Below are 12307 nucleotides of genomic sequence, written 5' to 3'. Positions count from 1 at the left end.
AAAGTAACCAAAGAAAGGGCTTTAGGCTGTTTCGAATCAAGAGCCACGAGTGCGGTGCTTTCGCAGGCAGGTGCCACATTGGGCATCCTGCCCAAGGTGGCACCCGGCGCACGTCCATGTGCGCCGCCCTTCGGGTGTCCCTGGTCTCGCGAGTTACAAGCTGCGCCGGGCAACAGCTAAAACCAAGCAACAACAGCGCCAGCAACAGCAACAGCAACGGCAACGGCAACGGCAGAGCGACGGCAGCATCAACATCGACAGCAACGGCAAGAACGACGAATGGACTCCATTCCGCCCTGCCCGCCACCAATAAAAAACGCGCCGATGCTCTCGCATCGACGCGTTTTTCGTTACTGGAAGATCCGACGAATCCGCTTCCGCGAATCCCGAACTTCCATCGCCGAATCAGCGCGCGATCACAACCCGCGTACCGGCGATCTGGTCGTGCAGGCAGCGGCGATCCTCACGGAAGATCATCAGCACATCGACCAGCGCGATCACCGCGCCCAGGCACGGAATGATGCCCACGCCCTGCGAGAACAGATAACGCTTGCCCAGCAGCGTGCCGATACTCGGCTTCTGGCCGTCGAGATCGACGATCTTGATCTTCATGACCTTCTTGCCCCAGGTCTGGCCGGTCTGGCTCAGCGGCAGGTACTGCACCGCGAAGAACAGCAGCAGGCCGCCGATGCCCCACAGGATCTGCAGGCCGTAGGGTTGCTGACCGGTTTGCGAGGCTTCCATGACGGCGTTGAAATAGCCGCCGATGAACATCAGCGGCAGCATCAACACCAGCATGATGACGCCGTCGATGATCGCCGCGACCAGGCGCACGCCGCGATCGGCCAGTTCCTGGTTGCCGGTGTCGGGTGTGGCCAGCGACGACTGCGGGCTCTGATAAGGGTTCTGCGGGTCCATTCGTTTACTCCTTGCGGGTTGATAGGGCATCCGCGGTTCCCCGCCGCGGCGCCTTGGGTTTGCCCGGCGAAGATAACAGGAGCAGGGCGCAATCGACGCGCCGAATCGCCGCCAATTCGCATCCGATTATCCGCCGGGGCGGCGCGACCCGCGCACGCGGGCCGGCCAAGGGGCGCGCGCGCCCTTGCCCGGGTCGGCAAAACGGTCGCAGCGGCCGGCCCCGGACGGGGCCCGGCCGGGGTCGCTCAGGTCCGCGGCAGGGTGACGCCGGTCTGGCCCTGGTACTTGCCGCCGCGGTCTTTGTAGGAGGTCTCGCAGACTTCGTCGGACTGGAAGAACAGCATCTGCGCCACGCCCTCGTTGGCGTAGATGCGCGCCGGCAGCGGCGTGGTGTTGCTGAATTCCAGGGTCACGTGGCCTTCCCACTCCGGTTCCAGCGGGGTCACGTTGACGATGATGCCGCAGCGCGCGTAGGTGCTCTTGCCCAGGCAGACCACCAGCACGTCGCGCGGGATGCGGAAGTACTCGACCGTGCGCGCCAGGGCGAAGGAGTTCGGCGGGATGATGCACACGTCGTTTTCGATATCGACGAAGCTGCGCGGGTCGAAATGCTTCGGATCGACGATGGTCGAGTTGATGTTGGTGAACACCTTGAACTCGCGCGAGCAGCGCACGTCGTAGCCGTAGCTGGAGGTACCGTAGCTGACGATGCGTTGGCCGTCGGCGGCATGCTTGACCTGACCGGCCTCGAACGGCTCGATCATGCCGCCGGGCTGCTCGGACATGCGGCGGATCCAACGGTCGGACTTGATGCTCATGCGGTGTTCCAATCAGGGCGCGGCGGGGCCGCGCGAACGAATTACAGGGAAGGCGGCGATTGTAAGGGCTGCGGCGCGGGCGCAGGAATCGGCGCCGCCTCGGCCGCGGCCGATCCGGCGCGTCCGGCTCAGCCCAGCAGCGAGGCCGAGATCGACGGGGTGACCCGCGGCCGCCGCGCCAGTTGCACGGCCAGGCGCCGCGCCGCGCCGCGATAGGCATGCGCGGCGGCCGAATCGGGCTGGGCCGCGACCACCGGCACGCCGGCGTCGCCCTGCTCGCGGATGGCGATCTCCAGCGGCAGGCTGCCCAGCAGCGGCACGCCGTACTGCGCCGCCATGCGCGCGCCGCCGCCTTCGCCGAACAGATGCTCGGCGTGGCCGCAGTTCGAGCAGAGGTGCACGGCCATGTTCTCGATCAGGCCCAGCACCGGCACCTGCACCTTCTCGAACATGCGCAGCGCCTTGCGCGCGTCCAGCGTGGCCACGTCCTGCGGGGTGGTCACGATCACCGCGCCGGCCACGGGAATCTTCTGCGACAAGGTCAGCTGGATGTCGCCGGTGCCCGGCGGCAGATCGACGATCAGATAGTCCAGCTCGCTCCACTGGGTGTCGTTGAGCAAGGTGGTCAGCGCCGAGGTCGCCATCGGGCCGCGCCAGATCATCGGCGTGTCCTGCTCGACCAGCGGGCCGATCGACATGGCCTCGATGCCGTGCGCGCGCAGCGGCTCGATGTGCTTGCCGTCGGGGCTGTCGGGCTTGCCGTGGACGCCGAGCATGGTCGGCACGCTGGGGCCGTAGATGTCCGCATCGAGCACGCCGACGCGGGCGCCGTCGGCGGCCAGGGCCAGGGCCAGGTTGACCGCGGTGGTGGACTTGCCCACCCCGCCCTTGCCCGAGCCGACCGCGATCACGTTGCGCACGTTCGGCAGCGGCGACAGGTTCGGCTGGACCGCGTGCGAAACGATGCGCGAATTCAATTCCAGGCTGGCCAGGCTCAGGCCCTGCGGCGCCAGCAGCGCGGCGATCGCCGCCTCCAGGCCCGCGCGCAGGCCCTGCAGCGGGTAACCGGCGTGGATGGAGACCGCGACCCGGCCTTCGCCGACGCCGGCGCGCACGCGCGCCTCGCTGTCGCTCAGGCTCAGGTCGGTGTCGGGGAGGGTCAGGGCCGCGATGGCCGCTTGCAGGTTCTCGCTCATACCGGCGATCCGGTCGGGCGCGGAGTTCGATAGCGCATGGGGACTCGATCAGGGGAATGCCGCCGCGGCGGCCGATGCACATGGTAAGGCCTGCGGCCGGTGGCGTCCGTTCGCGCGCGGACCGGCGCGGGCGCCGCGACGGCCGCACCCGGACGGGTCCGTCCGGCCCGAATCCGGTCGAAGCCGGGCTGCGCCGATTTTGTTAAAATAGCCATTCAAAATTGCACTAACCCGTTACACATCGTGACGCGCATAACGAAACCGCAACAACGCCGGGGCGGCTTTTGAAAGCCCCATAATTTGACAGGCCGCACACAAAAAAACACAAGACTGCATTGTATTCAGCCACTTGAGTGTTGGCATTAAGCAAAGCCACGCAACCTAACCGGCATGTGAAAAATTATTACAGCCATGTTAAGTTCAGTTTTGTAAAAGGATCGTTAATGCCAGGAAGGCAACCCGAAAACGCAGATCCACCACAAATAGATCAGCTCCACGATTCCGTTCTCAGCTAGGGGGAAACACCTGATGGCAGTACATATCCACGGCCTGCAACGCAGCAGGCTGACGGCAGCGGTCGTCTCCACGATCCTGATTTCGGCCAGCGGCGCCGGCTACGCGGCCGAAGAAGCCGCCAAGGCCGACGGCGCCGCCGCCACGCCCACCGACATCGACGCGGTCACCGTGACCGGCTCGCGCATCAAGCGCATCGGCTTCGTCACCCCGTCGCCGGTGATCGGCATCAGCTCGGAGGAAATCCGCTCCACGGGCGCGGTGACCATCGCCGACCTGATGACCACCCTGCCGCAGTTGTCGGCGACCTACACCCTGGGCAACTCGACCCGCTCGATCGGCACCGCCGGCCTGGGCCTGCTCGACCTGCGCGGCATGGGCGTCTCGCGCACCCTGGTGCTGGTCAACGGCCGTCGCCACGTCGGCGGTCTGTCCGGCTCGACCTCGGTCGACGTCAACACCATCCCGGTGGAACTGATCGAACGCGTGGAAGTGATCACCGGCGGCGCCTCGGCCGTCTATGGCGCCGACGCGGTGGCCGGCGTGGTCAACTTCATCATGAAGAAGAAGTTCGACGGCTATGAGCTGCGCGCCCAGACCGGCGACGCCAGCGAAGGCGACTTCAGCCGTTCCTTCGCCAGCTTCACCGGCGGCAACGAATTCGCCGGCGGCAAGGGCAGCATCGTGTACTCGGCCGAGTACAGCAAGCAGGACGGTTTCGGCCGCGGCGACCGCAAGATCGGCCGCGAGTTCATGGTCAGCATGCCGAACCCGAACTACAACCCGGCGCTGCCGCCGACGCAGGAAAACCCGCAGCGCGTGTTCATGGGCCCGGGCGGCAACTCCAGCATTTCCTACGGCGGCACCTTCAACGCCGGCGCCACGCGCTACCAGTTCAACCCCGACGGCACCTTCCGCCCGACCCGTTTCGACGGCCCGCGCGATGGACCGAACACCTGCGTGAACTGCGACTTCGTCGATCTCAACGGCGTCGCCGACCTGCAGCCGGGCTTCGACCGCTACAGCGTCAACACGCTGCTGAACTACGACATCAACGAGAACCACAAGTTCTTCTTCGAAGGCAAGTACACCAAGACCGAGTCGGACTTCCTGGCTCAGCCGAGCTTCGACCAGCCGCTGCGCATCCGCCGCGACAACGCGCTGCTGTCGCCGCAGCTGGCCGCGCTGATGGACGCCAACGGCCTCAACAGCCTCACCGACCGCGCCAAGATGCTGCAGGTCTCGCGCTTCAACGTCGATGCCGGCCGTCGCGGCGAGAACGTCGAGCGCAAGACCCAGCGTTACGTCGCCGGTTTCGAAGGCTTCCTGAGCGAGAACTGGACCTATGAAGTGTCCGGCGTCTACGGCAAGACCGAAATCGACCGCCTGAACCTCAACAACCGCATCAACGACCGCTGGCAGGCCGGCATGGACGTGGTGCGCGACGCCAGCGGCAATCTGGCCTGCCGCGTCTCGGTCGATCCCAATGCGATCAACCCGAACACCGGCGTGCGTTACCTCGACCTGTCGCGCCAGGGCTGCGTGCCCTTCAGCATCTTCGGCAACGGCGCGGTCAACCCGCAGGCGGCCGACTGGTTCAACTACGACGCGGTGAACCGCACCAAGATCACCCAGCAGGTGTTCAGCGCCTCGGTCGCCAACAGCTCGCTGTTCGAGCTGCCGGCCGGCGGCGTCGGCTTCGCCGGCGGCGTGGAATACCGCAAGGAAACCAGCGAAGAGAACACCGATCCGCTGGCCGCGCAGGGCCTGACCTTCCTCAACGCCATTCCCAGCCGCAAGGGCGAATACAGCGTCAAGGAAATCTTCGCCGAAACCACCATCCCGCTGTTGGCCGATCTGCCGGGCGTGCAGCGCCTGAGCCTGGATCTGGCCGGTCGTTACTCCGACTACAGCACGGTCGGTGAGACCAAGACCTGGAACGTCGGTCTGGATTGGGCGGTCAACGATTCCTTCCGCGTCCGCGCCAGCCTGGCCCAGGCGGTGCGCGCGCCGAACATCGGCGAGCTGTTCAACCCGCAGACGCAGAACTTCGCGACCATCAACGATCCGTGCGATACGCGTCCGGGCCGCACCAACTCGGTCAACACCGCGGCCAATCCGGCGCTGCGCGCGAGCAACTGCGCCGCGCTGGGCCTGCCGGCCAACTACCAGAACACCTACGGCGGCAACTACCCCGGCGTGAGCGGCGGCAACCCCGACCTCAACGTCGAGGAAGCGCGTTCGTTCTCGTACGGCTTCGTCTGGCAGCCCGAGTTCATCCAGGGCTTCGGCCTGTCGGTGGACTACTGGCGCGTCAACCTGAAGGACGCCATCGGCGCGGTCACCGCCGAGCAGATGGCCACGCGTTGCGTGGATTCGCCCGGCGGCGTCAACAACGACTTCTGCGCGGCGATCAAGCGCGCTCCGGCGGGCGGTTACATCGATCCGCAGGGCCGCACCTTCCCGGCGGGCTCGATCTACAACTGGACCGCGCTCAACGAGAACCTGGCCCGCTCGCGCCGCGCCGGCGTGGACATCGAAGCCGACTACCGCTTCGAGATGCTGGGCGGCCAGGCGTCGCTGCGCTTCGTCGGCACGCGCCTGATCTCCTCGCGCGAATGGGCGTTCCAGGACTTCCCGAACGAGTACAAGGAATACCTGACCTACGTCAGCGATCCGCGCTGGCGCGCCAGCCTCAACGCCAGCTACAAGATCGGCCAGTGGCGCGCGAGCTGGGACATGCGCTACATCGACGGCAACCTGCGCGTCGAGCCGGGCAGCTACAACAGCAACCCGGGCCAGGTGAATCCGATCCGCAACCCGTCGTACACCTACCACAACCTGCAGGTCGGCTATAAGGTCCCGAACACCGGACTGGATCTGTACGTGGGCGCCGACAACGTGTTCGACAAGGACCCGCCGCTGAACTACTTCGGCGAGGCGGCCGCCAACTCGAACTACGACAACCTCGGCCGTTACGTGTACGCTGGCGCGACTTACAAGTTCTGATCGGTCGCGATCGCTTCACCGTTGCAACGACAAGCCCGGCTCATGCCGGGCTTGTCGCTTTTACGGCCCGGCTTCGCCGCGGCCGACACGCCGCGACATGCCGATTCGCGCTTCACGCGGCGGCGTCGGTGGCGTTGGCTTGGCCCGGGGCCTGAACGCCGGCCGCGCGCCGCTTCCATACCCAGGCGGATGCGGTATAAAGACTGCAACCGCCATGGCCGGCCTTCGGTCAGCATGCGGTCCGAAAACCACGCTCACTGTCTCTGGGAGGGGATACATGCGCACCAAACTGCTCGCATTACTGTTGCTGGCGCTGCCGACGGCGGCGTTCGCCCAGGCCACGCCGGTCGGCTCGTGGACCACCATCGACGACAAGACCGGCAAGCCCAAGTCGATCGTCGAAATCTACGAGGCCAAGGACGGCAGCCTCGCCGGCCGGGTCAACGAAGTCCTGCAATCCGAGCGCGGCCCCAATCCGCTGTGCGACAAGTGCTCGGGCGAACGCAAGGGCAAGCCGGTCAAGGGCATGGTCATCCTGTGGGGCGTGCGCAAGGACGGCGACACCTGGGACGGCGGCCAGATCCTCGACCCGGCCACCGGCAAGGTCTACTCGGTCAAGGTCACCCCCACCGACGGCGGCAAGAAGCTCGACGTGCGCGGCTTCATGGGCTTCTCGCTGCTCGGCCGCACCCAGACCTGGATGCGTCAGGAATAAGTCCCGGCCGGTCCGTTGCTTCACGGAAACCCGGCCTTTGGCCGGGTTTCTTGCTTTTGAAAGCCGCTTCCGGCCTTGGCCGGGTGTCTTGCGTGTTGGCGGCGGCTCCGGCCTTTTGTGGGAGGGCCTTCAGGCCCGACGCCTTTCGATCCGGCGCGGCCATCTGAAAGAAAAGCGTCGGGCCTGAAGGCCCTCCCACAAAAAAGCGAAGACCTCCCCGCAAAGAGCCTCACCCACCGCGGCCCAGCCGAGCCCTCGGGCCCGCCATGCCATAATTCACGACCAACCACGGCCTACCCGCTTATGTCCCGCGAAATCGTCGTCTCCAACGCGCTGCCCTACGCCAACGGGGAACTCCACCTCGGTCATTTGGTCGGCTACATGCAGGCCGACATCTGGGTGCGCGCGCAGCGGATGAGCGGGAACACCGTGCACTACGTCTGCGCCGACGACACCCACGGCACGCCGATCATGCTCGGCGCTGAAAAAGCCGGGAAGACGCCGGAGGCGTACATCGCCGGCATCAAGGTCCGGCATGAGCTCGACTTCCGCGATTTCGGCGTGCATTTCGATCATTACGACTCGACCCACTCGGCCGGCAACCGCACGCTGACGGAAGGCTTCTACGCGCGCCTGGACAACAACGGCCACGTCAGCCGGCGTTCGGTCGCGCAGTTGTACGACCCGGTCAAGGGCATGTTCCTGCCCGACCGCTACGTCAAGGGCATCTGCCCGAACTGCGGCACGCCCGACCAGTACGGCGACAACTGCGAGAACTGCGGCGCGACCTACGCGCCGACCGAGCTCAAGGAACCGCGCTCGGTGGTCAGCGGCGCGACGCCGGAGCTGCGCGACTCGGAGCATTTCTTCTTCGAGGTCGGCCACTTCGAGGCGTTCCTGCGCGAATGGCTGGCCAAGGACGTCGGCACGCCCGGCATCCGCGCCAAGCTGCACGAGTGGCTGGACGCCGAGGGCGGCCTGCGCGCCTGGGACATCTCGCGCGATGCGCCCTACTTCGGTTTCGAAATTCCCGGTCATCCGGGCAAGTACCTGTACGTGTGGATCGACGCGCCGATCGGCTACCTGAGCAGCTTCCAGGTGCTGTGCGAACGCGAAGGCCTGGACTTCTGGTCGTATCTGGCGCGCGACAGCCGGGCCGAACTGCACCACTTCATCGGCAAGGACATCGTCACCTTCCACGGCCTGTTCTGGCCGGCGGTATTGCACGGCGCCGGTTTCCGCGCGCCGACCCGCCTGCACGTCAACGGCTATCTGATGGTCAACAGCGAGAAGATGTCGAAATCGCGCGGCACCTTCATCCAGGCGCGCACCTATCTCGACGTCGGCCTGGACCCGGAAGCGCTGCGCTACTACTTCGCCACCAAGACCAGCGGCGGCGTCGAGGACATCGACTTGAACCTCGCCGACTTCGTCGCGCGGGTGAACGCCGACGTGGTCGGCAAGTTCGTCAACCTCGCCAGCCGCTGCGCCGGCTTCATCGAAAAGCGCTTCGACGGCCGTCTGGCCGATGCCTTGCCGGATGCGGCGATGTACCAGCGTTTCGTCGATCAGCTGATCCCGATCGCGCAGGCCTACGACCGCAACGAAGCCGCGACCGCGCTGCGCCTGACCATGGCGCTGGCGGACGAAGCCAACAAGTACATCGACGAGTACAAGCCGTGGGTGCTGGCCAAGCAGGACGGCGCCGACGCGCAGTTGCAGGCCGTGTGCACGCAGGGCCTGAACCTGTTCCGCGTACTCGCCGCCGCGCTCAAGCCGGTGCTGCCGCGCGTGGCCGCGCAGGCCGAAGCCTTCCTGCAGGCGCCGGTCGCGCATTGGAGCGATCTGGCCGCGCCGCTGATCGCGCACACCATCGGCGCCTACACGCCGTTGTTCACCCGTATCGACACGAAACTGATTGAGAACATGATCGAAGCCAGCAAGGAATCCCTCGCCCCGTCCGCGCCGACGGCCGACACCGCCATCAAGCCCGCCGCGTCCGCCAAAGCCGAGGCGGCCAAACCCGCGCCGGCCGCGAAAGCCGAAGCCGGCGCCGCCGCGACCATCGCGATCGACGACTTCGCCAAGCTCGACCTGCGCGTGGGCAAGGTGCTGGCCTGTGAATTCGTCGAGGGCTCGGACAAGCTGCTGCGCTTCGAACTCGACGCCGGCGATCTGGGCAAGCGCCAGATTTTCTCCGGCATCCGCGGTTCCTACGCCGAGCCTTCAGTACTGGTCGGCCGCAGCGTGGTGTTCATCGCCAACCTCGCCCCGCGCAAGATGCGCTTCGGCCTGAGCGAAGGCATGATCCTGTCGGCCGGTTTCGACGGCGGCGACTTGTTCCTGCTCGACGCCGATGGCGGCGCGGCGCCTGGCATGCCGGTGCGTTGAGGCCGGGATTCGGGATCAGGGATTGGGGATTCGGAATATCGCGGCGGCTGTTTTCCTTCGATAGAGCGCTATGCCAATCACGAATGCCGAATCGCTGACTCCGGAGTTGGTCGAACGCCTGGACCGACTCCTGCCGCAGACGCAATGCGGCCAGTGCGGCTACGCCGGGTGCCGGCCGTATGCCGAAGCGATGGCGCAGGGTCAGGCCGATATCGATCGCTGTCCGCCCGGCGGCGACGCCGGCGCGCGCGCGCTGGCGCGGCTGCTCGGCGTGGCCGCGCGTCCCTACGATCGCGCCCGCGGCGAGCACAAGCCGGCGCCGGTGGCGTTGATCGTCGAAGCCGATTGCATCGGCTGCACCAAATGCATCCAGGCCTGTCCGGTCGATGCGATCATCGGCGCGTCCAAGCACATGCACACGGTGATCGAGCCGTTGTGCACCGGTTGCGAGCTGTGCGTTCCGGCCTGTCCGGTGGATTGCATCGTGCTGGTGCCGGCGGCGCAGGTCGGCGCGGCGGCGATGCGCGACGCGGTCTGATCCGCGGCGCGAGCCGGCGTTCGCGGTATCCGGGCTGAGCGCCGCACCGCGGCGCGCGAACGCGACTACGACGCCTTTTATCGAACGGGCTTGCCCGAGCCGGTCTTCGCCGGCTTACCGCCCGCTCCGCCTGTTTGCGTCGCTTCGACCGGTGCCGGCGCCACCGGCGCGGCCAGATCGGGCGTGCCGCTCGCGCAGGCCGCGCACACGCGCTCGACCTTGTAGCCCTTGCCGCGCAGCCGCTCGATCAAACCGTCGTCGCCGAGCAGATGCAGGCTGCCGACCACGACCAGCGTGTCGCCCTTCTTCGCATCGTCGAGCAGTTTCTGGATCTGCGGCACCCAGGCGTCGTTGCGCTCGGTGTTGACCATGCGATAGGTCTGCGGCGTCTTGTCCTTCATCTCGCGCCGGGCTTTTTCGTCCAGCTCGGCCAGATCGGCGTTGCGCCAGGCCTTGTGGATGTCTTCGAGCATGCCCGGCACTTCGTCGGGCTTGTCGAGGAATTCGCGCAGGCCCTTGATCTGTTCGTCCACCGGACCCGAGTCCATGACATCGAGCTGATGATCCATGCTCTCCAGGCCGCTGGTGCTCTTGCCGGCTTCGGCGGCCTGGCGCATCAGGTACTGGTCCAGGCCCAGTTGCGGGCTGAAACCGATCGACTGCGACACGCCCAGCACCAGCGACAGGTTGACGAACCACGGCTCCAGCGCATCGACCTGACTCAGCGAGCGGCCGTTCTTGGCCAGCACGCGATTGAGTTTTTCGCGCAGGTCCGCGGGCAACTCCTTGCTGAGGGTGCGGCCGTCCTGATAGCGCGCGCGCTGCATGAAACGCTGGCCGACGGTGGGATCGAACATTTCCTCCGGCGAGACTTCGAACACCACCTTGTCGGAGGCGGCGAAGGCCTGATCGATATCGGCCGACAGCGGATAGTCGTCGGCGCGCAGCAGATGGAAGGAACCGAGCAGATACACCGCGTTGTCGGCGTCGGAAATCTTCCACAGCAGCGGCACCGGCGGCGCCTTGGCCGCGGCGGCGGGCGCGGCCTGTTCGCCGCCGGCGATCGCGGTGGCGGAGGTCAGCGACACGCTGAGCAGGCTCGCGGTCAGCAACGGCAGGGCGAACAACTTCAAAAACCGCATCGGCGGGGAGTTCCTTGATTCACGGTGAGTGCGAGCGCGAGCGCGCCGGTCCGGCGCGTCGTCACGAAGCATGCGGCGCGGCCGGGGCCGCGCCCGCGTCGGATTTGTACGTCTTCTCGCCCGCGGTGATCTCCAGATTCAGGCGATTGCCTTCCGGCGGCAGCGGGCATGTCGCGAACGCGGTGAATGCGCACGGCGGGTTGTAGGCCTTGTTGAAATCGACCGTGACCTTGCCCTGCAGATTCGGCCGCGGCACGTCGAGGAAACGGCCGGCGCTGTAGCTGGTGTGGCCGCTGGTGCGGTCGGCGAAGACCAGCATGAGTTCGTCGTCGCCTTCGTCCAGCGCTTCGATGCGGTAGGTCTGGCCGTCGCGCTCGAACTCGATCGCGCCCGGATTCGGCGTGGCTTCGATGTTGCCGATGATGTTGGCCACGTCGAGGGTCTTGCCGGCCGGATGGGCGATGAACTTGGCCGTGACTTTCCAGTCTTCCTGCGCCGGCCAGTAATCGATGCCCTTGAAGCCGGTGCGCGCCGGCGCGTCGGCGTGGCGCACGCGCAGGTAGTACTTGTCGCCGCGTTCGATCACCGTCAGCAGGCCCTTGCCTTCGTCGAAGCCGATCTTGCTCGGCCCGGCCGGATAGTCGTCGGCGAGCAGGCTGACCGCGCCCTTGAGCGGCTGGTCGTTCAAGGTCAGCGCCACCCCGCTTTCGGGCACGAAACGCAGGCGGCCCTTGTCCAGCGACAGCAGGCCGATGTGTTCCGGGCCCAGCAGCAGGCGGATGCCGTTGTCGGGATCGCTGCCGAAATAATGCGAGCCCGGATCGATCGGATGCAGGCCGATCAGGCTGGTCCAGCCGTCGGGTCTGGTCAGCTCGGCGCGGCGCTGTTCGCGCCACAGTTGCTCGTCGCGGGAGAAATTCTCGCTGGCCTGGGCCACGCTGGCGGCTTCGCGCTTGCGCGCGGCCTGCTGCTCGGGCGAGTCGCAGCCGGCCAGCGCCGGCAGCAGCAAAACGGCGCACAACAACGGTATGCCAAGGCCTGGCAACAACGGGCGGACTGCAGACATC

9 protein-coding genes are annotated in these 12307 nt (G+C 66.5%); 4 read left to right on the top strand and 5 right to left on the bottom strand.

Translation table 11 applies throughout. The features are described from left to right. Positions 1–405: 405 nt before the first annotated feature. From J7J50_RS22520 to apbC, 3 genes are all read right to left on the bottom strand, one after another. Positions 406–918: an RDD family protein gene (locus J7J50_RS22520; protein ID WP_215060508.1), complete on the bottom strand. Its 513-nt coding sequence runs from the start codon at positions 916–918 to the stop codon at positions 406–408. A gap of 245 nt (positions 919–1163) precedes the next feature. Further along, on the bottom strand, positions 1164–1736 hold the full coding sequence (gene dcd, locus J7J50_RS22515; protein ID WP_215060510.1) for a dCTP deaminase: 573 nt from the start codon (positions 1734–1736) through the stop codon (positions 1164–1166). A gap of 128 nt (positions 1737–1864) precedes the next feature. Beyond that, positions 1865–2932, bottom strand: a complete 1068-nt coding sequence (gene apbC, locus J7J50_RS22510; protein ID WP_251044683.1) for an iron-sulfur cluster carrier protein ApbC — start codon at positions 2930–2932, stop codon at positions 1865–1867. Between the two features lie 525 nt (positions 2933–3457). Here apbC and J7J50_RS22505 point away from each other — a divergent pair. From J7J50_RS22505 to rnfB, 4 genes are all read left to right on the top strand, one after another. Next, a complete protein-coding gene (locus J7J50_RS22505; RefSeq protein ID WP_215060594.1) occupies positions 3458–6454 on the top strand; it encodes a TonB-dependent receptor in 2997 nt (998 codons plus the stop codon). Positions 6455–6731: 277 nt separating this feature from the next. Continuing rightward, entirely contained in the window at positions 6732–7169 is a 438-nt protein-coding gene (locus J7J50_RS22500) for a DUF2147 domain-containing protein (protein WP_215060512.1), read from the top strand. Positions 7170–7472: 303 nt separating this feature from the next. Beyond that, positions 7473–9560, top strand: a complete 2088-nt coding sequence (gene metG, locus J7J50_RS22495) for a methionine--tRNA ligase (protein WP_215060520.1) — start codon at positions 7473–7475, stop codon at positions 9558–9560. A gap of 70 nt (positions 9561–9630) precedes the next feature. Then, positions 9631–10098 (top strand): Rnf electron transport complex subunit RnfB, encoded by a 468-nt coding sequence (rnfB, locus tag J7J50_RS22490; RefSeq protein ID WP_215060522.1) that lies wholly within the window; start codon positions 9631–9633, stop codon positions 10096–10098. Between the two features lie 77 nt (positions 10099–10175). Here rnfB and J7J50_RS22485 read toward each other — a convergent pair whose 3' ends face one another. Together J7J50_RS22485 and J7J50_RS22480 are read right to left on the bottom strand one after the other, a co-directional pair. Continuing rightward, positions 10176–11240 carry a TraB/GumN family protein gene (locus tag J7J50_RS22485; protein WP_215060525.1) on the bottom strand — a complete coding sequence of 355 codons (1065 nt, stop codon included), beginning with the start codon at positions 11238–11240 and terminating at the stop codon, positions 10176–10178. A gap of 61 nt (positions 11241–11301) precedes the next feature. Continuing rightward, positions 11302–12306: a DUF1684 domain-containing protein gene (locus J7J50_RS22480; protein WP_215060527.1), complete on the bottom strand. Its 1005-nt coding sequence runs from the start codon at positions 12304–12306 to the stop codon at positions 11302–11304. Between the last annotated feature and the right edge of the window lies 1 nt (position 12307).

Source organism: Lysobacter sp. ISL-50 (genome assembly GCF_018612875.1).
GTDB lineage: Bacteria > Pseudomonadota > Gammaproteobacteria > Xanthomonadales > Xanthomonadaceae > Lysobacter.
This window is presented reverse-complemented; position numbering and strand designations above follow the sequence as displayed.